Source organism: Aequorivita sp. H23M31 (genome assembly GCF_004022485.1).
Classification (GTDB): domain Bacteria; phylum Bacteroidota; class Bacteroidia; order Flavobacteriales; family Flavobacteriaceae; genus Aequorivita; species Aequorivita ciconiae.
Genome location: NZ_CP034951.1, coordinates 1,547,056 through 1,572,000, shown reverse-complemented (window position 1 = coordinate 1,572,000; position 24,945 = coordinate 1,547,056). Strand labels below are relative to the sequence as shown.

General features: G+C 37.7%; 14 protein-coding genes and 1 tRNA gene. 7 read left to right on the top strand and 8 right to left on the bottom strand.

The features are described 5' to 3' along the window. Nucleotides 1-6: 6 nt before the first annotated feature. Nucleotides 7-3,042 (bottom strand): AAA family ATPase, encoded by a 3,036-nt coding sequence (locus tag EI546_RS06930; RefSeq protein ID WP_128249863.1) that lies wholly within the window; start codon nucleotides 3,040-3,042, stop codon nucleotides 7-9. 3 nt (nucleotides 3,043-3,045) lie between these two features. Further along, a complete protein-coding gene (locus EI546_RS06925) occupies nucleotides 3,046-4,248 on the bottom strand; it encodes an exonuclease SbcCD subunit D (protein WP_128249862.1) in 1,203 nt (400 codons plus the stop codon). Between the two features lie 306 nt (nucleotides 4,249-4,554). On the opposite strand from EI546_RS06925, the gene EI546_RS06920 reads away from it, so the two are divergent. Continuing rightward, nucleotides 4,555-4,628: transfer RNA gene (locus EI546_RS06920), tRNA-Met, on the top strand. 205 nt (nucleotides 4,629-4,833) lie between these two features. Further along, nucleotides 4,834-4,989, top strand: a complete 156-nt coding sequence (locus EI546_RS16725) for a DUF4476 domain-containing protein (RefSeq protein ID WP_164905196.1) — start codon at nucleotides 4,834-4,836, stop codon at nucleotides 4,987-4,989. A 109-nt stretch (nucleotides 4,990-5,098) separates the two neighbouring features. On the opposite strand, the gene EI546_RS06910 is transcribed toward EI546_RS16725, so the two are convergent. The 6 genes from EI546_RS06910 to EI546_RS06885 all read right to left on the bottom strand — a co-directional run bounded on the left by EI546_RS06910 (nucleotide 5,099) and on the right by EI546_RS06885 (nucleotide 17,071). After that, on the bottom strand, nucleotides 5,099-7,063 hold the full coding sequence (locus EI546_RS06910; protein WP_128249861.1) for a DUF3857 domain-containing protein: 1,965 nt from the start codon (nucleotides 7,061-7,063) through the stop codon (nucleotides 5,099-5,101). A 6-nt stretch (nucleotides 7,064-7,069) separates the two neighbouring features. Continuing rightward, nucleotides 7,070-9,010: a transglutaminase-like domain-containing protein gene (locus EI546_RS06905; protein ID WP_240673180.1), complete on the bottom strand. Its 1,941-nt coding sequence runs from the start codon at nucleotides 9,008-9,010 to the stop codon at nucleotides 7,070-7,072. Continuing rightward, nucleotides 8,991-12,287: a toxin-antitoxin system YwqK family antitoxin gene (locus EI546_RS06900; protein ID WP_128249859.1), complete on the bottom strand. Its 3,297-nt coding sequence runs from the start codon at nucleotides 12,285-12,287 to the stop codon at nucleotides 8,991-8,993. The genes EI546_RS06905 and EI546_RS06900 overlap by 20 nt, the downstream gene beginning before the upstream one ends. A gap of 193 nt (nucleotides 12,288-12,480) precedes the next feature. Next, a complete protein-coding gene (gene secA, locus EI546_RS06895; RefSeq protein ID WP_128249858.1) occupies nucleotides 12,481-15,840 on the bottom strand; it encodes a preprotein translocase subunit SecA in 3,360 nt (1,119 codons plus the stop codon). A gap of 240 nt (nucleotides 15,841-16,080) precedes the next feature. Beyond that, nucleotides 16,081-16,302 (bottom strand): DUF2795 domain-containing protein, encoded by a 222-nt coding sequence (locus EI546_RS06890; RefSeq protein WP_128249857.1) that lies wholly within the window; start codon nucleotides 16,300-16,302, stop codon nucleotides 16,081-16,083. Between the two features lie 193 nt (nucleotides 16,303-16,495). Further along, nucleotides 16,496-17,071: a cob(I)yrinic acid a,c-diamide adenosyltransferase gene (locus tag EI546_RS06885; protein WP_128249856.1), complete on the bottom strand. Its 576-nt coding sequence runs from the start codon at nucleotides 17,069-17,071 to the stop codon at nucleotides 16,496-16,498. Between the two features lie 293 nt (nucleotides 17,072-17,364). On the opposite strand from EI546_RS06885, the gene EI546_RS06880 reads away from it, so the two are divergent. The 5 genes from EI546_RS06880 (at nucleotide 17,365) to EI546_RS06860 (ending at nucleotide 24,940) form a co-directional block, all read left to right on the top strand. Then, the gene (locus tag EI546_RS06880) at nucleotides 17,365-18,459 is read left to right on the top strand and encodes a glycosyltransferase family 4 protein (RefSeq protein ID WP_240673179.1); all 1,095 of its coding nucleotides are present in this window, start codon (nucleotides 17,365-17,367) and stop codon (nucleotides 18,457-18,459) included. Nucleotides 18,460-18,537: 78 nt separating this feature from the next. Then, the gene (locus EI546_RS06875) at nucleotides 18,538-19,662 is read left to right on the top strand and encodes a glycosyltransferase (protein ID WP_128249854.1); all 1,125 of its coding nucleotides are present in this window, start codon (nucleotides 18,538-18,540) and stop codon (nucleotides 19,660-19,662) included. Between the two features lie 126 nt (nucleotides 19,663-19,788). Next, nucleotides 19,789-20,811, top strand: coding sequence for a glycosyltransferase family 4 protein (locus EI546_RS06870; RefSeq protein WP_128249853.1), 1,023 nt, complete (start codon nucleotides 19,789-19,791; stop codon nucleotides 20,809-20,811). 167 nt (nucleotides 20,812-20,978) lie between these two features. Continuing rightward, a complete protein-coding gene (locus EI546_RS06865; RefSeq protein ID WP_128249852.1) occupies nucleotides 20,979-22,373 on the top strand; it encodes an exopolysaccharide biosynthesis polyprenyl glycosylphosphotransferase in 1,395 nt (464 codons plus the stop codon). Nucleotides 22,374-22,474: 101 nt separating this feature from the next. Beyond that, nucleotides 22,475-24,940 (top strand): S8 family serine peptidase, encoded by a 2,466-nt coding sequence (locus EI546_RS06860; protein WP_128249851.1) that lies wholly within the window; start codon nucleotides 22,475-22,477, stop codon nucleotides 24,938-24,940. Nucleotides 24,941-24,945 lie beyond the last annotated feature (5 nt).

The window sequence follows — 24,945 nt, the reverse complement described above, 5'->3', positions numbered from 1 at the left end:
CTTTTTTTACTGTATAATAGCAATCGTGGAATATCCCAAACTTCCTTTTTCCAATTTGATTTGAGTGGTAATCCTTTCTTTTAAGGCGCCCACGTGCGAAATTACCCCTACCGATTTATCACCCTCATTCTGCATTTTTTCGAGAATAGTAATAGCCTGGTCCAAGGTCTCCGGATCCAAGGTTCCAAATCCTTCATCGATAAACAGGGATTCTATTTTTACGTTTCGTGAAGCAATATCCGAAAGAGCAAAGGCCATTGCCAGGCTTACCAAAAACGTTTCCCCTCCCGAGAGAGTGCGTACTGAACGCCGCGCATTTCCCATATATTTATCAAAAATTTTCAATGTATCGCTTTTGTCTGCTTCCTCAGCTGTTGGAATGTCGAGAATATAACGATCGCTAAACTCCATTAAACGTTTGTTGGCAAAACCGATAAGTTGCTCGAGAGTTAAATCTTGAACGAAATTTGAAAACTTATTTCCGTTGGCATCCCCAATTAGATCGTTCATAGTTTTCCAAAGGGTTTGATCTTTTTTTAGAGCATTTAATTGTTTTAGGAAGTTCTCTTGTCTTTCCCGAGTTTTCGCATCTTTATCAAGGCTTTCCGTAATCCTTCCTATGTTTATGGAAAGTTCATCCCATTTGATTTTTGCCAACTCAAAGGTTTCAGTTAAATCTTCCAAGGAAACTTGAGCGTCGTCCTTTAAACGCAGTTCCTTTAATGTCTCCTTTAAGGTTTTCTCAGTTTCCGAAAGCCGCGCGGCGCCATCCTTTAATTGTGCATCCTTTCTTCTAAATGCGCCTGCGGTCTCTTCATCAAGAATATGGAATCTTAATTGGTCGATGCTTTCTAATCTTTCATTTGAAACAATAAAATCCAGCGTTTCTTTTTTCTTGTGTTTTTCCGTTTCACATGCTTTCAATTGAGCGGTTGTTTCGAGCAATTGTGTTTCAAATCCTGAAATACGGGCAACAGATTGGGTAAGTTTCGTGGTTAAATTACCTACTTCCGAATCGATATTGTTTCCAGCATAGAGTTTTAAACGCTGGTTTTTTAAGTTTTGAAAGTCGGTTAAAGCGTCCTCCCATTGACCTAAACTTTTTTTAATATCTTCTAAAATCAGTTTTGCCTGAAATGCGAGTTTCGATTTTTCTAGCAGTTCTATATTTTTGTTTAATTTGATGCGATTCGTTTGTAGTACCTCCAATCCGTCCGTGGGATTCCAGGATAATTGTTGGGCTAAAAGATTTAATGAATTTTCAATTTGCCTAAATTCCGAAGATTGCAATTTAATTTCTTCGGTTAATCGAACATTCGAATCCGACTGAAATTTTACTTTCTGCTGCAATCCTATTATTAGTGCTGATTTCGTTTTCAGTAACTTTTGATTATCCCGTAATAATTCTTCCCTTACATCAAAATGAGGATTCTCAAAAGCAAAGGGATGCTCCAAAGATCCACAAAGCGGGCAGGGCTCATCAGGCTTCAATTGTTTTCGGTGTTCCTCCAGACTTTGGTGCTTCCGTTGATGTTCAACTAAAGCTATCTGTTCAGCTATTTCCTTATCCAAATTTAAAATTTCCTTTTCCAAAGATTGAATGGCTTCTCTATCTTTTGAAATACTTTCTTCACCAAGTTCTAAATCTTTCTTGTTTGAAATCAGAGCATTTTGAAGTTTTAGTATTTGTTGCTTTTTGCTGAGCAATTCCAATGCAATTTCGTTCGATTTCCGAAGGGATTCCAGTTTTGAACTTAATTCGGCTATGTTTTTAAGCCCTGAAGTTTGTATAGTTTCTTGAATTGTACTTTCAAGATTATTTAATTCAACTTTAAATTCTGAAGGCTTCTCTCGTGAATGCAATTGATAGCCGAGCGCACCAAGGTTTTTTCCATAACCTTTGATTTGATTTTGAAAAAGAATTGCTTCACTCTGTTTGGTTTTTTCTTTTGATTGAAGTTCAACGATTTTGGTCCTAAAGGTTTCTAATCGCTCATTGGCATTGGAGACCATCAGTTCCTCTTGTATCAGATTGGAAGCTGATTCCAAAGAGCTTTTTTGACTGGATTCCTCGGTCTGCTTATTTTTTCTAAGAGTAATTAGCTGTTGATTGCTTTTTTCAACTTCCTTTATAAACGAGTCATATTCCTGCAAATCTTTAATGTACTTGGACAGTTTTTCATGCTTCTCCAGCTTGGCTTTGTTTTCTCTGAATCTGTCAACGTGATCTTTTAAAATCTCTTGATTCTTTATTAGGCTCTTTTCCTCTTCCAGTTTTTTGACCAGTTCTTTTCGAATGTTTATTTTTTCTGATGACAATTGAAATTCCTTTTCTATACTTGGCTTCGAGGATTTTAATTTCTGTAATTCTTCCTCCTTCTCCTTAATCATTTCGGGAGTAAAAATTTCAATACTTTCAAGATTCGCTTCTTTTAATCGAACTTCATCTTTAATTGAAGAATAACGTCTGAACACCGCTCTCCCAATTTCACGATAGGACCGGGCGCCCGTTATATCCTCCAGAAGTTTATTGCGTTCGTTTCTTGGAGCTTGTAATAGTTTACTAAACTCTCCCTGCGAAAGAACCATGGCTTTTACAAATTGCTCATAGCTCAAACCTATAATTTCAGCGTTTTTTTCTGGAGTTTTGGTCCCGGATTCTATTATATATCCTGTGGCTATTTCAACGAGTTCCTGTTTTCTGCTATTTAAGTTATTGTTTCTATTTCGTTCGATAGACCAATGGCTGCGGTAGTCTTTTCCGTTTACTCGGTATTCTACTTCGGCATAACAGGTGCGCATATTCCGCGTCATAATTCCGCCATCATCTTCAAGAACCGTGTTGGAAATAGCCTTATCCACTCTGGCGATTCGGTTGTAAATAGCAAGAGTAATAACATCGAGCAACGTAGATTTTCCCGATCCCGTAGGGCCGGTAATAGCAAATAATCCAGCTTCGCCCAGAATTCCACCCGCGAAATCAATCTCATGCTCACCTTTAAGTGAATGGATGTTTTCGAAACGTATTTTTGTAATCTTCATAGGTTAAAGTTTCAATTCTTCTAAAATTTCCTTGAAGGCATTTTTTAACTCCTGGGTATTTTCCATGCCACTTTGCAGTTCAAGTTTCTTTTCAAACATTTGCATCGGGGTTACGTCTGCCACATCTGTCCCAACTGCAAAGGCATCCGTAGCGCCGCGGATTTTGCTTTTAAAATAAAGTCTGGATTTTACAATCTCAATAAATTCATTGGGTTTAGAGCTTACATATTCCTCAAAATTTTGGCGGGTTTCCAGACTTTCTGCTTCTTCATTTACGATTATTTCAGCGAGGGAAATTAAAGGAGTTTCTTCGGAATATTTTTCCAACTTATACTTCACCTCTTGTAAACTTCCTTCAAAAGTTACCAAATTCCGGTATTTGGGAATGGGAACTATTTCAACATTGTAAACCTGATTATTCTGGATCGTGATTACATTAATTTGCTTACAATCTTCTCTTTCAGAAAAACTTAGTGGAATGGGAGAACCGCAGTAATGGATATTGCGCGATTGTGAAATAACCTGAGGTTTATGGATGTGTCCCAAAGCGATATAATGTGGAATATCCTGAAATATTAGAGCTTCAATACCCGCTTGGTTTCCTATCTGTATGTCGCGTTCACTCTCTGATAATTGGCTTCCCTGAACATATAAATGCGCCATAAGTACAAAAACGTGATCGGGATGATTTTGGGTATAATGGGAATTGATATTCGTAAAATAGGATTGTAATCCCATTTTAATCTGTTCTATTTTGGTAGCATAGCTTTCACCAGCAACCGATTTTCTAATATCGCGGTCTTTTAAAAATGGAACCGCTGCAACGACAATTTTTTCTCCGTTTTTTTCCACGGCTACAAACATTTCTGAAGTCTTCTCGGTTGCTCCACCAATAACACTAATATCAAAAGTTTTAAGTAATTCTTTCGGCGCATTCAAAACCGACGCCGAATCGTGATTTCCACCGGTGAGAATAATTTTGCAATCCAGATTTATCAGCTGTTTTAATACATCATAATACTGTTTGTAGGCAGCTTGTGACGGATTTGCCTGATCGAAAATATCACCGGAGACGAGCAGAATATCTATGTTTTCGGTCTTTATATAATCGACCAGCCATTTAAAAAAATAATCGAGATCTTCGGCCAAATCGAATTTATGAAGTTGCTTGCCGATGTGCCAATCGGAAGTATGAAGAATTTTCATTTGCAAAGGTGTTTGTTACAAATCTATTTAATCTGAAAGAATTGCTAGGGATTTTTGAGAGACAAAATCCTCTGAAAATTGTTTTGAAGAAACTTGTTTTAGGTTTTATAAGAAAGAGGAAATAAATTAAAAAAACAAAACTAATTGTTGTGCCACATCATTTTGTTTTTATCTTTGCACCCGCTTAAGTACAAGCATTTTTTAGAATTTTTTAAAAAATGGCGAGGTAGCTCTCCCGATAGTTATCGGGATGGTATAGTGTCTGGAAGTTTAGTTTGAGCCTTAATCAAACTTATATTCAAATATGGCGAGGTAGCTCAGCTGGTTAGAGCACTGGATTCATAACCCAGAGGTCTCGGGTTCAAGTCCCGATCTCGCTACTAAGGTCGAAGTACCCTCAAAAAACGATTAGGATTTTTCCTGATCGTTTTTTTTTGCATACTTATAGACTATCTCATTACTTCAACTTAAAATAACCAACGCTATGAGACTGATTTTTACTACATGTACATTTCTATTAAGCTCTGGTATATACAGTCAAGAAGCTAAAGAAATACCAATTTTACTTCGGAACAAATATATGTATTGGTAAGAACTTTGACTTTTGAAAAGGCCAAACTGCAAATGGGAAAGGATCTCTATATGTATTGCGTCGATAAAAAAAATTATTTCATTGTTTACGATGCCTTTGATTTTGACAAGTCCAAGCGAGAGCTAGCCGAGTATATTTCTTCGTATTAAAAGTAGGGTACTATTTTGAAGTAAAATTCAGATAAAGCAAAAAAGATTTCCTTTGAATAAAAAGAAATCTTTCTTTAATTGCTTTTGAGCTGAAGTTTTGATGAGCCGATTAACTTTCAGGTTCCAACACTAAGGTGACCTTATTAAAATCAGCGGCGCCATTTATCACACTTCGATAATCGTCGTAGAATTCTTGGGAAATTTTATTGATTTTATAAAACTCATCAGCAGTAATCGTTAGTTGGCTACCGTTCATCTCGTACGAGGATTTAAACAGCAATACTTTTTTTCCATCTTGCAAAAGGGAATGGTCTATGTTAATATCGTCCGCGTTTGCCACCCGATAACCTTTGGGAATATTAATGTTTATTGTGCGATTATAAATGCGGGTATATTCGTTTTCCAGCGGAAGCTTACGTTCATTTTCTTGGTACATCTGAATTTGCTTTCCAATAAGATTCCCAACTTTAAAAAGATATCGGTTTCCTGCTTTTTCAACAAAGGCTTCCGATTCAAAATCGATTTTAAATTGTAAGGGCTTTACTCCAAAGAGCGCAGGATCATCATTCAGCATTTTCTTGCTCTTAATGTCTGCATTTTCGTCAAGTCTTTTGGCAAATTCATCTAAAAGCTTATCTCTGTTTTCTTCGGAAATAAGTGGAATATAAGGTTGGATATACAATGCATAATAGCCGGACATAGAGTGGTCGAGTTTTACCGTGTTTTTAGTAAGATCGTCATGGTTAAAGTTGACATCGATTATCATTCTATCTACGGTTTCTTCCGCAGGAACCGGATTTATGTATTCAATTTTTCCAGTTGCCGATTTAAAATCACCAACGGCCACTTCCTTTATATGCAATCCGTAGGTGTCTGTTAAGAAAGCAGGAGGAAAACCATAGCGGGAATCGGAATCGGTGGGTGCCATATATTTACCGGTCTTTGGAAAGTAAAATAGAAATTCATTTAGAAAATTGTGCGCCTCAAATTCCTTGTCAAATTTAAGGTCCTTACGGTCGCTGGTCAATATCATTTCGTGTTTTATATCTAAGGTGTTGAAAAGTGAGATATACAGACTCATTAATCCCTTTGAGCTAGCAACTTTTTGATCGAGAACACTCTCTAGTTCGTTGCCCATACTATTTGACTCATTTATGAAAACATTCGTCTTAATATACGATTCCAAGGTTCTGAGCAATTTATTTTGTTCCATATCTGCTTTTACACCAGCTTCCGCCAGAAATTTGTTAAGCTTCTTCTGGACCTTCTTATCAATTTTAGTATAATAATAGTTGTATAAATTTTGGGAAACCTTGCCATACGAAGTTATATCCCGAGTGTTATTGGCTAAATTCTGATCTAATTTATAAACTACAAATGCGCGAGAAGCATTGTATGGAGATAGTTCTTCCTTCTCTAATCCAGATAATTTATCCGCGTGCATCTTCCAATGTAATTTATTTTCCGTAAGAGTATCTCTCACCATTTCCGGTAGATTATTATAACTTTTGAATTGAAAAATTAAGTTGGAAGGAGAATAAAGATCAAAAGAGACATCTTGCTTGTCGTAATAAGTTTGAAAAACAAGTCGTCTTCCTGAGTATTCGGGAACACGCTTAATCAGATAATAGTATTCAATAATGCTTCCTTTTTCGATACCTTCAAAAGCGAAGAATTTATAGACACTTTGGGTTTCCTCATCTTCCGCAGTGAGGATTTTGGAATCGTCAAGTTCCATAATCTGTCCATTTGGTTTTATTACGCGGGCCTTGCTAATAAGAAGTTCAGAAGTATTACTATACGGTAAATAAATCTTGTTATATTCCTCAATACGATCATCACTATTGAGCCAGAGTGCTTTGTGTTCCAAGAAATATTCCAGAAAGTTGTCACCTTCATAAAGAAATTCGGTTATAATTTTATCCTTCAACCCTAAAATAGAGGTACTGTCCGGAACCTGAACTGAAAATTTAGGAATTTTTTCCCAGGAATAGTTTTTATAAAATGGACTTTCTTGTGCAAGGAGAAGGGGAGCCATAAATAGGAGCGCCCAGCAAGTAATGGTTTTTTTCATAATGGATTATTTCGATCTTGTAAGTGTAACTACTTCCTTATATGCCTTTTCAACATCATTTATAAGTTTATTTACTTCTTTTTGTTGGTCTAGATCAAGGATTAGATAGTCGCAGATTACAGAGTGTTTGTATAATATCTTGCCATCAAGTTGTTCATAATCTATAGTGGCTTTTATATAATTATTTTCGAAGTTTTGGGACTTTGGAAGGAATTCTATTTCATATCCATCCGGAATTTGAAGTTCGGTTTCAAACACATAGGAGTTTTTATAATCTACTTCAATTTCACGTTTACGCTTTGGGTCTGTTCGGTGTTGCGAAATGTATTTGTTAAGATTCAGATTGATGAAAATCTCATCTCCAAATTGCTTAAAGTAATCACCAATGGAAAAATTGTAGGTAATAATCAAATTTTGGTCATATTCTTCCCTATTTATTTCTGAGATATTTTGGGCAATAAATTTATTGTTCCCCTTTTCAAAAATATCGTTGTAGAAATTATCCCTTTTACTTTTTGTATTAAGACCCTCCATTGCATAGAGATAATCGATTTTAGCATACCCAGCGAACTCTGCACGTGCCGAACCAGTAAGCAGTTGCCCTTCTATTTTGAGCTTGGTAATATCTTTAATAAAATTTTTTTCAGCAGGAATTATCGGCACTTTCGCAATACGGTAATTCTTGTCGTCGATAGCAATTAATGCTTCTTTTCCTTGGATAAAGGAGGTAGGAAAAGTGATAGGAATGTTTCTTCCCGTCGCATCCAGATAATAAATTGCTTCTCCATCAAAATAGCTAAGAATCATGTGATTGTCCACAACTGGCGTGGGTACCTCTTCATAACTATAAGGAATTTTACGAGTCCCAATCCAAGTTAAATGACCTTTCAATCCTGCGATTTCGAGCATTTTGTAGAGGATGCTGCTATTATCTTTGCAGTCTCCATATTTCTTCTCAAAGACCTCATTTGCTCCTCTAGGAATAAAACCACCAAGAGCATACTCAAAAGCGATGTACTTAATGTTCAGTTGCGTCCAATAATAAATAGCTTTTACTTTTTCCAGATCGTTCTCTTTACCTTCGATCAGACTATTCGTAAGTTCTACCAGTTCTGGCGTCGCGGGTTCGTGAACAACTTCCTTTATCATTGAGTAGTACCAATTATAAAGATCTTTGGTTTCATTAAGTACAGGCACTGTATTGCCATTTACCTCGTAAGACGCTATAAAGGGAATAATGTGCGGCAACACATTTCTATGGGTGGAAGATCTTGATTCATAATCAAAAGCGTTAACGTCTTTTAATTCCCAGGTATAAATAATCTTACCGCGTTTCTCTTGTTTTGTGAAGTCAATCTTTACCCCTTCGGTATTAAACTGTTTAAACTTAAGATTTACCGACGGATCGGTTGTAATACTGAATTTATTCTGGGCGATGGGAGAGAAATCCCCAAAATAGAAGGGAGTTAACAATCGGGGATTTTTTATTTTTTGGGAATATTTGAGCTGGGACCTAGATCCCTTTTTTAGGTTGGAATATATAAAGTTTACGGATTTAATGTCGTCATAAAAAAATTCGCCCAACTCGTCCTTTTGTGTAAAAGTCGAAACTTTTTCTTCTCGGTATTTGTTGTTATCGTAGTTAAAGGAAGAGGCCTCGATAGCACCCAGCTCATAAAAACTTGAAAAACTGATGGATTCTTGTGATCTCTGCGTTGCAAATTCATTAAGGTATAGATTCTCTTGGATATTCTGTTGGGTAATATCGAAGATGCCATTGGTAACGTTAATAAACAAATTGGATTCCTGATTTAGTAAAACTACCGAGGCTTCAGGATACTTATCCTTGTATTTTTCAAATATTTCGGAATATTGAGCTTTTGCCGAGGATGCGACCAAAACTAAAACAATCCACAAGTTTTGAAAGCTAAAAAATCTGTTGTGCATATATTTTTCCATTAAAATAATCTTCAGATCTGGTCTTTTTTCCTGTTTTGTCGTAACTCGATGCGTTTCCCGTCTGTATGCCATTTTTATAATTGGTCTCTTCCTTAATCGTACCGTTATCGTAGTATTTTGTTGATTTTCCGTGAAGTTCGCCCATCAAGTATTCGAGGCGTTCCTCAATATTCCCATTTGCGTAATATGAGATTTTTGGTCCCTCATACTCTCCGTTTACATTTACAAACTCGTCTTTAAGTTGACCGTTGTAATAGTAGGTTTTGTATGTTCCTACTGTTTCTCCATTCTTATATTCAAATTCACGGGAGATTTTTCCGTTGTCATAATACGCAATAATCTTAGCAGTTTCATTAATAATTGGGATCATTGGAAGCTCGTCCCCATTAGTGTCATTATAGGAATAGCCAATTAAAGTTCCGTGATTGTAGAAACGTACCAGTTGTAACTGTCCAGTTGGACTGAAAAATTCCTTGCGACCGTGGGCTTCACCGGAAAGATATGAGGTTTTGGTATATAGGGTACCATCTTCGTAATATGATTTCCAAGTTCCCATAAGGTCTCCGGAGTCGTAAAAAGTTGAATCATCAATCTGACCATTTTTGAAATAAGTTGTGAATTCCCCATCTAGTTTACCAAGAACATACGTGGCTTTCATTCTCGGTTTTCCGTTCTCAAAGTACCAAGTCCACGCTCCGTGTAGGGAACCATCGAGATATTGGCCCTCAGCTTCTAATTTTCCACTAAAGAAATACGACTTATATTCTCCATGTTTTATGCCATGGAGGTATGAAATTGTAGTGTTCTCTTTTCCATTGTAATGTTTGGAAACTAATATTGTATCCTTTTTTGACGGCTTGTATTCTATTTGATAATGAGAATTTCCCGAACGATCATAAAACGATTCATATATTACATCGTCATTTTTGTATTGGGCGGTGTTAATTAGTTTTCCATCCACTCCAAAATATTCCTGTTCTCCGTGAAATTTATCTTTATGGAAGAAATTGATACTTTTTAAACTTCCATCGATATAATAAAAACGCCATTCCCCTTGTTTCATGCCATTTTTATAACCTCCTTGATTGTTGATCTTACCGTTTTTATAATAACTTGCAGAGTATCCCACAAGAGTATCGTTTCTGTAATTTCCTTCCCACTCCTTAGTCCCATCGGAATAATAGGAAATGTGGGTTCCTTGACCTAAGTTTTTATCGAAAGTGCCTTTGCTGGTTAGATTTCCATTTGGGCTATAAAATTTCCATTCTCCTTTCTGCCCACCCGAAACATCATAAAGACCTTCAGAAATAAGAGTACCGTAAGGAGAAAAACTATTGTAATAAAACTCGCCTCCTCTTCTTTTTCCTTCTTTAATAATTTCTCCTTTCTTATTGTAAAATCTATAGTCAAGAATGTCTCCTTTTTTATAGCGGTAGTTATAGTGTTTTTTGCCATCGTAGTCGTAATAAGTAAAACTCCCGTCCCGGAAACCATCTAAATAATTGGCCTCACTCTGTAAAGTTCCGTCGGAGTAGTAGATGGTATATGGTCCTTGGAATAGATCCTGTTTGTACGTGCCCATTTCATAGATTTCCCCATTTCGATAGTATGATTTGAAGGGGCCTTCAAGTTTGCCATCGACATACGTAAATTCATTTGAAAGCTTATCATTTGCATAAAAGATTTTTTCTGTTCCGTGTTTTTTTCCATCCTTTACCGGACTTTTGGAATATACTTTTCCATTAGCATAATATTCCATTGCTTCTTTCTCTATTTTTCCCTTCTTATATGGTATTATAAATTCTGGAATTTTTTCCCCTACATTAAAATATGAGGTATAAATACCATCTAGTTCTCCGTTCTTAAAGTATTTTTTTTGTTTTAATGCTCCTTTTTCATTGTAATAGAGAAATTCGCCATCAAGTTCCCCTTTTTTGTAAAATCCTTTTAATGATAATTGACCATTGGGGTAATATATATGGTTCTCTCCATCCAGGTCGCCCTCTTTGTAGTTCGCCGTTTCTTTAAGTTTTAGATTCTCATTATACCATTTCCAGTTTCCAGTGCGCTCTCCATCTTTGTTATACTGGCCTTGAGCCATTATTCTGCCGGATTGATTAAAATATATCCACTCTCCAACCGGTATTCCGGCTTCCTCTGTGCCCATACCACTTATCACCAGAGAATTACCATCGTATGCATACTGAATCACCTTATCACTAAAAAGTGACTTGTTATCAGCTTTGGTTTTATTGATCCAGTTCACAATCGCCTCCTTTAGAAAATTTTCGACTTCTTTTGTTTTCTTGGTAACAATCTTTTTATACTTTTCGTTTTCTATGGAATAGGAAATCGTATATGTGAAAGCATCAAAATTTTTGGAGTCTTGAATCCATTGATAGAACGGAACTACTTTTTTACTCCAAAACCCGCCGTTGCCTTTAAAATCGGCAAGCGTGGCAAGAAGCGCATGATTTTGATTGGTCAGAGGAATGTCAATAGCGTTTCCCGTTTTATATTCCTTATTTAAAGCGATCCGGTTGCTTATTATAAGATCAATGTCGTTAAAGGCTTCGTCATCTTTGGAAAGAACCAATCCCGGTGTCCGCTTGTTCTCATTTTTAGAGCTAAAGATGTTGTTGATTGCTTTAAGTCTTTCAAAGGAGGCCTCACCATCTGGGTCCATCAATAATGCAAGATCATATGCCATCAGGGCCTGAGCGGAACGCTCCTGTGAATTATAAATGGCCCCCAATTGAATATAAGCGCGTGCATAAAATGGACTTAGCGTTATTACCTGTTCCAAAATTTGAACCGCCTCTCTGAGCTCACCTTTTCCTTGAAGTGCAACGGCTTTGTTGAATAATATTTGGGGGTTTGCTGGAAAAATCTCCAAGCCTTCGTTTAATACGGCAATGGCTTCATCAAATTTTTCCTGCTGAGTGAAAGAGACTCCTTTGTTTTGGTAAAATGAACTTTTAATATCCCCAATATCCATCGAAATTCCTTCATCCAATACCGCAATGACGTTGTCGTGACGTTTGAGAGCCAAGAGATGATAGGATTTTCTGATTAAGGAAGCGGCGTAGGTGGTATCGTTTTTATTGATTTTATTTAACAATTCCAAGACACCCTCGTAATCACCCTGTTGCGATTTTAGGGAAATGGAATTATTGATTTCATCAAGATCGATAATCTCGAGCTTTTCTTGTGCAGAGGCGGCAAAGCTGAATAGCCATATTGCCAATAGGATATACTTTGTCATGCTCCAAATATAGGAACTCTTAAAATAATCTTAAAATTTTTTAAGGTAGGTTTTTGAAATAAAAGAGTTTTTGGTGGGGATTTAGATTGGACTGAAGTATAAGCTTATGAAAAAGAAATAATTAGGGTAAGATGCATAAAAAAATGGGATAGAAAATAATTCCTACCCCATTCGGTTTTTTATTATATCCAGACTATTCGTCTACCAAAACCCAATCTCCTTTATCCAATAAGGGTATGGCTTGTTTGTACTTCATGGTTTTGTTTTCACCGCTCATCACGTTCTTGATGGTCACCTTGTCATTGCGATTGATTTTTGGTCGATCGCGAACAATGGTTTCAGTAACTTGTTGTTGAGGCTGTGTATTGCCGGCCGCTCTGGATTGAGCCGAGCGTTCGTCCATGTTTGGAATTTCCTCCTTCTGCTCGCTAAGTTTTTCTTTTCGCTTTACCTCGCGTGCTTCTTGGATTTGCTGTTGGTCTTCTTGCGGCAACTCTCCTTTAAACAGGAATGAAATAACATCCTTATTTACTTTTTCAATCATTGCTTTAAATAGTTCAAAAGCTTCAAACTTATAAATAAGCAATGGATCTTTTTGCTCGTGAACCGCTAACTGTACCGATTGTTTTAATTCGTCCATTTTACGAAGATGGGTTTTCCATGAATCGTCAATAATGGCCAGAGTTATATTCTTTTCAAAATCGTGTACCAGTTGTTTTCCGCCAGATTCGTAAGCCTTTTCTAAATCTGTAGCAACGTTTAATGTTTTCACGCCATCTGTAAAAGGAACGAGAATACGTTTGTACTTATCTTTTTGGGTTTCGTAAACTTGTTTGATAACGGGAAATGCTATTTCAGCATTACGCTCCATTTTCTCATGGTAATATTGATAAGCTGCTTTATAAACTTTTCCAGCAATTTCAAGAGTATCCATTTTCTCGAACTCCTTTTCTGTTATAGGGGAGCTCATTGAGAAAAAGCGAATCAATTCAAATTCGAAGTTTTTGTAGTCCTGGGCATTCTTATTGCTTTCGGCAATTACTTCTGCCGTATCGTATATCATATTGGCGATATCCACGCGAAGACGATCTCCGAACAATGCGTGGTAACGTCGTTTGTAAACAACCTCACGTTGGGCGTTCATTACGTCGTCATATTCAAGGAGTCTTTTACGGATTCCAAAGTTGTTTTCCTCAACTTTTTTCTGGGCACGTTCAATGGATTTTGAAATCATGGAATGCTGAATAACTTCACCTTCCTTTAATCCCATTTTATCCATCATTTTTGCGATACGCTCGCTTCCGAAGAGACGCATAAGGTTATCTTCCAAGGAGACATAAAATTGTGAACTTCCTGGATCTCCCTGACGACCACTACGACCGCGCAACTGCCTGTCTACACGACGAGAGTCGTGGCGTTCCGTACCTACAATGGCCAAACCACCTGCTTTTTTCACCTCATCACTCAATTTGATATCCGTACCTCGACCTGCCATGTTTGTAGCAATCGTTACAATACCGCTCTTTCCAGCTTCAGCAACAATATCAGCCTCCCTTTTATGGAGCTTCGCGTTTAATACGTTGTGATGTATGTTTCGGATACTCAACATTCGGCTAAGCAATTCCGATATTTCTACAGAAGTGGTACCGATAAGGACAGGTCTGCCTCCATTGGAAAGGTTGACAACCTCTTCAATTACGGCATTATACTTTTCACGTTTGGTCTTGTAGATTTTGTCCTCGCGGTCAAATCGTGCGATTGGACGGTTAGTAGGAATTTCCATAACGTCCAGTTTGTAAATTTCCCAAAGCTCTCCTGCTTCGGTAACGGCGGTACCCGTCATTCCAGAAAGTTTGCGGTACATTCTAAAATAATTCTGCAGGGTAACAGTTGCGAAGGTTTGGGTAACAGCTTCGATCTTTACATTTTCTTTGGCTTCAATAGCCTGGTGTAGTCCGTCACTATAGCGGCGACCATCCATAATACGGCCGGTCTGTTCGTCCACGATCATGACTTTGTTGTCCATAACAACGTATTGATCGTCTTTCTCAAAAAGAGTATAGGCTTTAAGAAGCTGCGTCATCGTGTGGATACGCTCACTTTTTACAGAAAAATCGCGATAAAGATCTTCTTTAAGTTCGGCTTCTTTTTCTGGAGAAAGTCCTTGGCTCTCTATTTTGGCAATTTCAGTTCCTATTTCAGGCATCACGAAAAAGTTAGGATCGCCTCCGGTTCCCGATAGGTAATCTACTCCTTTATCGCTAAGTTCTATCTGATTGTTCTTTTCATCTATTACAAAGTAAAGTTCCGCATCCACCTTTGGCATTTCGCGATTGTTGTCGCTCATATAATGATTTTCGGTTTTCTGTAGAATTTGCTTTACGCCTTCTTCTGAAAGGAATTTTATCAATGCCTTATTCTTCGGCAAACCTCTGTAAACGCGAAGTAGCTGAAAACCACCTTCCTTGTGGTCCCCTTCTTTTATCAACTTTTTGGCTTCGGCAAGCACACCAGTTAAATACCGTCTTTGAACATCAACGATATCGCTGATTTTTGGTTTCAGCTCGTTGAACTCGTGACGGTCACCTTCAGGAACTGGTCCGGAAATAATTAAAGGCGTACGAGCATCATCAATCAATACAGAATCCACCTCATCCACGATTGCGTAGTGGTGTGGACGTTGCACCAAGTCATCAGGAGAGTGTGCCATGTTATCACGCAGGTAATCAAAACCAAATTCGTTGTTGGTTCCATAAGTGATATCAGATAAATATGCTTTACGTCGAGCAGCGGAATTGGGGCGGTGATTGTCAATACAATCTACACTCAGGCCGTGGAATTCAAATAAAGGAGCCATCCATGCGCTGTCACGTTTTGCAAGATAATCGTTAACGGTAACCAGATGAACACCATTTCCCGCCAGGGCATTAAGATACATCGGGAGAGTTGCAACCAGAGTTTTTCCTTCCCCTGTTTGCATTTCTGCTACTTTTCCTTGATGAAGCGCTATTCCACCGATTAACTGTACGTCGTAATGAACCATATCCCAAGTAATGGGTTTTCCGGCGGCATCCCAAGAGTTTTTCCAAATAGCTTGATCTTCTTCAAGAATAACATAATCCTTATCAGCACTTATTTCTCTGTCAAAAGGAGTAGCAGTAACCGTAAGGGTCTCATTGTTCTTAAAGCGCTTTGCAGTTTCTTTCATTACCGCAAAGGCCTCTGGAAGAATTTTAAGAAGGGTATCTTTTTCTACCTCATATAGGCTATCCTTGAGTTTATCTATCTCGTTATAGATGTCTTCTTTTTTATTAATATCCTCTTCCTCTTCCGATTGTTTCTCAAGATCATCGATCTGTTTTTGGATATCGGACTGAGCTTCCTTAATGGTATTTCGAAAGAAGATGGATTTGGCACGAAGCGCATCGTGGGATAACTTTTCAATCGCCGCTTCGTGTTTTTTTATTTCATCGACCAACGGCTGGATTTGGCCAATATCTTTTTTGGATTTATCTCCAACAAAAACTTTTATTACACTGTCTAATATTCCCATAATGTGATTTTATTTTTAGAATGTTGCGCAAGGCACCAACTCTATGTCAATTTATTCAGTCCCAGGAATTGAACGTTCGAATTCCTCAATTTGTATTTCAGTGGCCATAAATTAGTTCCGCGAAAGGGAAGGTTCTTGGTTGTTCGCAAAACTGTGGCCAAATTTTCAATGCTATTTGAATCAAAAAAAGCCTCCTAAAAGAGACTTTTTTATTATATTTTTTGATTGCGCGTCAAGGGATTAATATTCATCTTCGTTCCAGAGATAATCTTCATCAGTGGGGTAATCTGCCCAAATTTCGTCAATGGAGTCATACGAGTCACCCTCGTCTTCGATTGCTTGAAGATTTTCTACTACCTCCAATGGAGCTCCCCTTCTGATTGCGTAATCAATCAATTCATCTTTAGTGGCAGGCCACGGGGCATCGCTTAAATATGATGCAAGTTCTAATGTCCAGTACATAGCGATTAGGTTTTAATTTTCTGCAAAAGTAATTTTTTAGATCAAAAAGTCAAGTAAAATCTCAATTATTTCTGCTTTATTTTAAAGAACGTTTTTTGTGTGCTGATAATCAGATGTTTGCGGTTTTCAATTTTTAAAAGATTTTGTTCCAATTTGAGTTTTTAAAGCTCAATTGGAAATAATTTCTTTTAATTTAATCAAATTTTTCCGGAAGCCATTGAATTTCTTCTGCGTTTAGGTCTTGGGACAATTTTCGTGCCAGCACAAAAAGATAGTCAGATAGGCGGTTTAAATATTTTATAACGGCCGGATCAATAGGTTCAGCTTCATTTAATAGAGTAACCCGACGTTCCGCACGTCTACAAATAGTACGCGCAATGTGACAATATGACACCGCTGTATTTCCACCTGGTAATATAAAGTGGGTCAAATCTGGCAGGACTTCGTTCATTGCATCCATTTCCTGTTCTAAAAGAGCTATGTGCTGCTCGTTTATTTTTTCGATTTTTAAACGTTCCTTACCACTTCTTAATATAGCTTTGTCCGGAGAAGTGGCCAAAGTTGAGCCAACGGTAAAAAGTTTATTTTGAATCTGGATCAAGATGCCTTTACTGTGATCATCAATTTCCTGACTGCGAATCATTCCAATATTTGAATTTAATTCGTCCACGGTGCCATAGCTCTCAATTCGGGCATGGTGTTTTGGAACCCTTGTGCCTCCAAAAAGGGCGGTTGTGCCTGCATCCCCGGTCTTAGTGTATATCTTCATTATAAATTTCTGGTTTTGAATGCCCAAATTTACGAATAACGGTTCAATAATTCTGAAGAAGGGCTGGGAGTCCTTAAAGAAGGGAAATTGAAATTTCAATGTTTCTGAGATTGTATCTCGCTATCACGGAGATTGGGAGATTTCTATAAAATATGTTTTGATTAGGGATATTTTTTTAATCATTCCCAAATTGACCGAATTATCCTGCCATTTGATAATTGAAAATCGTTATTTTGCTGCCTTAATACTTATGCTAACCAGCCCGGAATGATATCTGCAAAACCTATGATTTGATGACTAAAGCAGTTATACTTGCTTCTGAATTTCCACCCCAACCTGGAGGGATTGGCAATCACGCCTTTCATCTGGCGAAGGGATTGCAAGCTAATGGTTATCAAATACAAGTGGTTTGCGATACGCGTTCGGCAAGTGCAGGAGAAGAGCGGGATTTTGATAAGGGACTTCCCTTTGAGGTTATACGAATTCCGAGAAAGAAAATCATTTTTTTAAGTTATTTGAACAGAATCTTTGTCGCTTTCTCTCTCGTGCGAAAATGTGAGGTGGTAATAAGCTCCGGAAAATTTTCTATATGGCTGGGAGCTTTTTTAAACGTCTTCTATAAGAGACGGTTTGTTGCAGTCATTCATGGGAGCGAAGTTAAACTTCCCAATGCTATCCTAAGAAAATTTACGGATTGGTCTCTTAAAAGTTTCGATAAGGTAATTGCCGTCAGCAATTATACTAAATCGTTGATCTCTCATTTGAATTTAAACAATGTTTTCGTGGTCCCCAATGGCTTCGAAATTAAAAATCCGGAGGTAATCGTTGAGAAGGTGAAGCCAGCTCCCGTTTTTATCACTATTGGGAATGTCACAAAGCGCAAAGGTCAACATAATATGATACGCGCCCTGCCAACAATTTTAAGGAAATATCCCGATGCTAAATATCATATTGTGGGCATACCTACCGAGCAAGCAAAATTGGAGAGACTAACATTAAAACTGGGCGTGGAATCCTCGGTGGTTTTCTTCGGAAGAGTATCGGAGGATTTAAAAATAGAACTGCTGCAGCAAGCCGATATTTTTGTAATGCTTAGCGAATCAACAAAAAAGGGAGATGTTGAAGGTTTTGGAATTGCGATTTTGGAAGCCAATGCTTTAGGCATACCAGCAATCGGTTCCAAAGGATGTGGAATTGAAGATGCGATTAGTGATGGATTTTCTGGTAAATTGGTCGACAACAAAGCTCCGGAAGAGCTGCTTGGTATTTTAAAGGAGATATTGGATAACTATGAAGGGTATTCAAAACAGGCTAAAATTTGGTCAGAGAATTTTTCTTGGGATGGCATAATAAACAGGTATTTGGATATTTTAGAGATGAAAGATTAATATTGAAACTTTTATGATTTCAGACAAAATAGCTTTAAAATAATTAATATTGAAATATCCCTAAATAAGGTCTTATACATGAAACTTGCCGTTATTTCCCATACTGAACATTATAAAAATTCGAAGGGCGAGGTTGTAGGTTGGGGGCCAACAGTTGCTGAATTGAACCATTTAGCGGCAGATTTTGAGGAAATTTATCATGTTGCCATTCTATATCCTGGTAATCCACCACCGAGTTCTTTACCCTATACCCAAAAAAATATACATTTTGTCCCTCTAAATCCTGTTGGTGGGAAAGGAGTAGGGGCAAAGTTCAAGATTATAGCCAGTATTCCCAATATATTGGGTACAGTTAAAAAAACCTTGAAGCGAGTCGATGTTTTTCAATTGCGCACCCCCACGGGTATTGGGGTTTTCTTGATTCCGTATCTTACAATTTTCCATAGGAAGAAGGGTTGGTTTAAATATGCTGGGAACTGGAACCAGAAAAATGCTCCGCTGGGATATGCAGTACAACGCGGTATGTTGCGACGTCAAAATAGAATAGTAACTATCAATGGGAAATGGCCAGGACAACCAAAACATTGTCTCACATTTGAGAATCCATGTCTTATTGAAAGAGAACTTGGTGAAGGTGTGTTGGTTACCCAGTCCAGGACCTTTAAAGCCCCTTTTACTTTTTGTTTCGTTGGTAGGCTGGAAAATGCAAAGGGGGTGCAGCGAATTATCGATGCCTTCGCAAAATTGGATTCATTAGAAAAACTTTCTGTTATGCACTTTATAGGTGATGGAGACCAAAAGGATTCTTATAAAAGCCAATGTGAGAAAATTGGATTGCCTGCCGTCTTTCACGGATTTATGGAAAGAGAAAAAGTGTTTGAAATCTATAAGAAATCGCATTTCTTTTTGCTTCCAACCACAGCGTCCGAAGGTTTTCCCAAGGTAATTGCCGAAGCCATGAATTTTGGATGTATTCCCATTGTTTCCAATGTCTCTAGCATTGGACAGTATGTAAATGGTAATAATGGTTTTATTATTTCTCCTTGTACTAGTGAGACATTGAAGCTATTGTTGGAAAAGATTATAGATTCCGAGGAAGCGGTTTTGATAAATAAAAGTTGTATTGCACACCAAGCGGTTTTTCAGTTTACATTTGAATACTATAGGAAACGGATACAGGAAGAGATTTTGGATTCTCATTAATTATTATTAGAAAAATTATAAATGTTTATGGAACGGACTATGAACTCCAAGAAACTGAATTGGAAGCGCCTACCAAGCGAATAATATAGAAGTTTCGGGTACGGTGCTGTAATTATATTGGAACCAATGAAACCCAAAAAAAGAATTTTATATATAGGTAATAAACTTGCCAAACACGGGAAATCGCCAACCACAGCTGATACACTTCCATTAGCTCTGGAAAGGGAGGGATATTCCGTTACTGTAGCCTCCGATAAATTGTCCGTATTTCAACGATTTTTAGATATGGTCCTGGTGACCATCCGAAACCGTAAAAAAATAGATATAGTGATCATCGATACTTATAGCACCTGGAATTTCTATTATTCCGTGATAATTGCACGAATCTGTCGCTTTTATAAATTACCCTATATTCCTATTCTTCATGGTGGAAATCTTCCCAATCGGTTAAAAAACAGTAAAATATTAAGCCAAAAATTATTTAAAGGAGCCAAGACAAATGTTGCCCCTTCCATATATTTAATGGAACTTTTTGACAGGGAAGGATTCCAAAACATTACCTATATTCCAAATTCCATAGCAATAAAGGACTATCCTTTTCTTATTCGAAAATCCGTAAAGCCCAAGTTGCTGTGGGTTCGCTCCTTTGCCGAAATATACAACCCCCTTATGGCTTTGGAGATAGTGGAGATTTTAAAAAAACGGGATATCGAGGTTGATCTGTGTATGGTAGGGCCTGAAAAGGATGGTGCTTTAGGCCGATGCCGGGAGGTTGCGAAACAATTGGGTCTTCCCGTAACCTTTACTGATCTTCTTACAAAGGAGGAGTGGATTTCTCTCTCAAGCCAATATGATATCTTTCTTAATACTACCAATTTTGACAATATGCCCGTAAGTGTAATGGAGGCAATGGCTCTAGGAATGCCTGTTATTTCTACCGATGTAGGTGGAATGCCTTTTCTGATTGAGACGAATGTAAATGGAATTTTACAGCCTCCAAATGATGCTCATGCTTTTGCGGAAACGATCCTAGATTTATGTCAAAACCCGTTCAAAACAAAAGCAATCTCCATAAATGCACGCACTACTATTGAGAGATTTGACTGGCAACAATTAAAAATATCTTGGATTAATACAATTGATTTTTAAGGAATAATTAACTTTTGTATATTCGTTCTGTCTAAATATATATTAGATTACATTTTAAGAAAATGAATACATATAAGCTACTGTTGAAACAGGTTCTTTGTACTTGATGCCCAAAATTATGAGAATTAATGAAAATATTGTATCTGAGTTATCCGTGACGCACTGCTATGATCAAAAATAATTTCCATTTTGCTATTTCTGAACGGAAGGTGCTTCTGCGGATTTTTGACATTGTTTCAGTGTTAGTCTTACTGCACATTTGCGGTAATATTTTTGATTTTGATTATTTCATAATAGACAAAAGTCGCTGGATGTGGCCCATAGTTTTAGCCCTTTATCTTACCGTATTTGCCACCATATTTGAACTTTATGATCTTCAAAAGGCTAGTAAATATATTGTTGTTATTAAAAATGTAGTTCTCGCAGTTTCTATAACTGTGCTATTTTACCTGCTTACTCCTTTCTTCACTCCCAGCTTACCCTCCAATCGTTTGCAGATTGTATTTTTCTATTTAACCATCGTACTTGCTTTACTATTATGGCGGTATTCTTACATAACCTTTATATCGGCACCTCGTTTTAATAAACGGGTTCTTTTGGTAGGACAAGGAGAAATGGTTCCCACTATTGTGAGTTCTCTAATAAATTCGGATCCCAATTGTAAAGTGGTCTGCTATTTTGATACGTCCTCCAACAATACATTTTTGATCAACTCTAATGGTGAAGCAGTCCAAAGTATGGGGGGATTTTCACAAATATATGACGAGATGCAAATTTCGGAAGTCATAATTTGTACAATTTCTTCTGAAGATATGTCTATTGAAATCCACAATAACCTTGTAAAATTTCTCGAAAGGGGGATATCTATACGCGAATATTCCCAAGTTTATGAAGAACTTAACCACCGCATTCCAATCCACGCCAGTGGTGTGGGGAGCTTTTACCGTTATTTTCCTTTTAGCCGGAATAACCAAAACCAATTGTACTTATTTTTTAGTAGGCTGATGGATATAATACTATCTATTATCGGTTTGGTTTTTGGAATTTTATTGTTGCCTATAATTTTGATAGGGAATCTTATCGGCAATAAAGGTCCTTTATTATATCATCAAACCAGAGTTGGCAGGAACGGAAAAACCTTCAAATTGCATAAGTTAAGGAGCATGGTCAAAAATGCAGAAGAGAATGGAGTACAGTTTGCAAAAAAGGGGGATAACCGGGTAACGAAGTTTGGAAGGTTTTTACGGAATTCGCGCTATGATGAGATTCCGCAATTTATCAATGTATTAAAGGGAGAAATGAGTGTTATCGGTCCACGGCCCGAACGGCCCGAATTTGTACACGATCTTTCCGTGTCACTCCCGCTATATGAAGTGAGACACCTTGTGAAACCTGGTATTACGGGGTGGGCGCAAGTAAAAGGCCAATATGGCGCGTCACTCGACGATGCCCTAGAAAAATTGCAGTATGATTTATATTATATTAAACATCGCAGTATGTTCCTAGATGCGTTAATACTTCTTAAAACGTTGAGCACCATCATATTCTTTCGTGGGCAATAATCCCTTCGGAGGTACATCGACCAAATTTTGTGATTGAAATTGGATTATTTTGGATATTTTTGCAATCTTCATTTTTTTTTTTAAACCTAAACTTATTCAGAATGAGTAAATTATCCCTAATTTTTATTTTAGTTCTTTCCCTATCATTTAGTTTTCTTACCGCTCAAACTCCTGAGGAGCGTGCGAAAATAATCAGTAATTATAATCTTCCCTTACTAAATAAACTTGAGCAACAATACGCTAAAGAGTTTAAAGCAGATCACGAAGAAGCTCTTCGCTTAGCGGCCTTAAAAGGTTGGGAAGAAGTAATCAAGCTTCCAGATGGTGGCATCGCTATTTTGGTGGGAGTTCTTGAAGATGGTTCTCCAAAATATTACGAAACGCATAATCGGGGAGCCGGTATAACTACGCGAACCAATCTGGTTCAAACTGGAGGTAGTTCTGGGCTGGACCTTAATGGTGAAAATATGATTGGAGGAGTTTGGGACGGTGGACGCACAAGAGCAAGCCACGTTTTACTTCAGAATAGGGTTACGCAAATAGATAATCCTTACCAATTAAATGATCACGCTACCCACGTTTCAGGTACAATGATCGGTACAGGAGATGTGGCAAACGGTGCGGCTAAAGGAATGGCGCCAGAGGCAGAATTGCTTGCGCACGATTTTTTAAATGATGAAGCCGAAATGACCGCCGCCGCTGCGGATGGCTTGTTGATTTCCAATCACTCTTACGGACTTAAGATTGAGCAACTGCCATTGTGGTATCTTGGATATTATGATCAGAATGCTCGAAATTTGGACAATATCGCCTACAATGCACCTTATTATCTGCCAGTCGTTTCAGCAGGAAATGATAGACAATCGGGACAAAATCCAGGTGATTATGGATACGATTACTTGACGGACAAAGGAGTTTCTAAAAACTCCATTGTCAGCGCTGCAGTTTTTGAAGTTCTTAATTATACAGGTCCAAGTAATGTCATAATGTCCAACTTTAGTAGTTGGGGTCCCACAGATGATGGCCGTATTAAGCCAGATCTTTCTGCAAAAGGTGTAAATACATATTCTTCCACAGCTTTTTCAAACCATAGTTACGCATATTTTAGTGGTACCTCAATGTCCGCTCCAAATACTTCGGGCAGTTTGTTATTGTTGCAACAACATTACAACAATGTAAATTCTTCCTATATGTTAAGCTCAACTTTGCGCGGTTTGGTCCTTCATACCGCCGACGAAGCGGGCGGTACTCCAGGACCTGATTATCGATTTGGCTGGGGATTGATGAATACAGCCAGAGCGGCAGATGTTATCACCAACAACGGAGTTACTTCATTGATTCTCGAGGAAGAACTTGCCCAAGATGAAGTTTATACATTTTCGGTAAAGGCCGATGATTTAAATACTCTTATGGTGTCAATTACCTGGACGGATCCTGCTGGTACAACTCCAGGAGGTGGTATTAATGATTTGCGTACTCCTATGCTTGTAAATGATTTGGATTTAAGAATATCAGACGATGGAGGAAACACTTTTTACCCATGGATGCTTAATCCAGACGTTCCTTCAAGCGGAGCTACAACAGGCGATAATATTGTAGACAATATCGAAAAAGTGGAAGTGGCCAACGCAAGTGGGGAATATATCATTAGAGTTTCACATAAAGGTGAATTGAGAAATGGCTCTCAAGTGTTTTCATTGATTGCAACCGGAATAGATAGAGAGTCTTTTGCGGTAAGTTCGCACCAAGGTTACCAAGAATTTTGTCCCGGGGCAGACACTACCACTTACGATATCGATTTGGCTTTTGGAGAGGGCTTCACAGATACAATCAATTTTTCAGTATCAGATTTGCCAAATGGTGTGAATGCTACAATAACTCCTAATACGCTTAGCGCAGAGGGTACTGTAGTCCTTACTGTAAATGGTTTTCAAAACTTAGCTCCAGGCGATTACCAAATAAAAGTTACCGCTACTGGAACCAATGAAACTGTGAATGTTTATCCGATATTGCATATAAATAATCCTCAACTTGATGGTGTTGATTTACTTTCTCCTGCTGATGATGCTATTGATCAGCCTTTGGTAATGACCTTTGATTGGGAAGATGCCGGTATGGATGCCGAGAACTATGATTTTCAATTGGCAACCGATGCTAATTTTGGAACTATATTTACCGAAACTACCACCACTGAAACTTCTGTCACCATCAGAAACTTAACTCGAGGCACAGAATACTTCTGGCACGTTAGAGCAAAAAACACTTGTGGAGATGGCGATTATAGTGAGGTATTTAGTTTTACCACTGAAGAAATCGTCGGCATCTCAGAAAATTCAATAGATGGGTTGGTAGTTTATCCAAATCCAACAAGTTCTGTTTTAACGATACAGGCTAATGATGTTTTGGACACTGTAGAAATTTTAAATGTTCTAGGGCAATCTTTGATGACTAAAACTTTCCGAGGAAATAACATCCAATTAAATACAAATAGCCTGAGGGCAGGAAATTATTTTGTAAAAATCACCTCAGAAAACAAAGTGACCATAAAAAGAATTGTAAAAATTTAGAACTC

Coding starts and splice junctions, on each gene's coding strand:
- EI546_RS06880 (WP_240673179.1), top strand. CDS start 17,365: ATGACTAAAGCAGTTATACTTGCTTCTGAATTTCCACCCCAACCTGGA.
- EI546_RS06930 (WP_128249863.1), bottom strand. CDS start 3,042: ATGAAGATTACAAAAATACGTTTCGAAAACATCCATTCACTTAAAGGT.
- EI546_RS06910 (WP_128249861.1), bottom strand. CDS start 7,063: ATGAAAAAAACCATTACTTGCTGGGCGCTCCTATTTATGGCTCCCCTT.
- EI546_RS06890 (WP_128249857.1), bottom strand. CDS start 16,302: ATGTACTGGACATTAGAACTTGCATCATATTTAAGCGATGCCCCGTGG.
- EI546_RS06870 (WP_128249853.1), top strand. CDS start 19,789: ATGAAACCCAAAAAAAGAATTTTATATATAGGTAATAAACTTGCCAAA.
- EI546_RS06905 (WP_240673180.1), bottom strand. CDS start 9,010: ATGCACAACAGATTTTTTAGCTTTCAAAACTTGTGGATTGTTTTAGTT.
- secA (WP_128249858.1), bottom strand. CDS start 15,840: ATGGGAATATTAGACAGTGTAATAAAAGTTTTTGTTGGAGATAAATCC.
- EI546_RS06865 (WP_128249852.1), top strand. CDS start 20,979: ATGATCAAAAATAATTTCCATTTTGCTATTTCTGAACGGAAGGTGCTT.
- EI546_RS06860 (WP_128249851.1), top strand. CDS start 22,475: ATGAGTAAATTATCCCTAATTTTTATTTTAGTTCTTTCCCTATCATTT.
- EI546_RS06925 (WP_128249862.1), bottom strand. CDS start 4,248: ATGAAAATTCTTCATACTTCCGATTGGCACATCGGCAAGCAACTTCAT.
- EI546_RS06885 (WP_128249856.1), bottom strand. CDS start 17,071: ATGAAGATATACACTAAGACCGGGGATGCAGGCACAACCGCCCTTTTT.
- EI546_RS06875 (WP_128249854.1), top strand. CDS start 18,538: ATGAAACTTGCCGTTATTTCCCATACTGAACATTATAAAAATTCGAAG.
- EI546_RS06900 (WP_128249859.1), bottom strand. CDS start 12,287: ATGACAAAGTATATCCTATTGGCAATATGGCTATTCAGCTTTGCCGCC.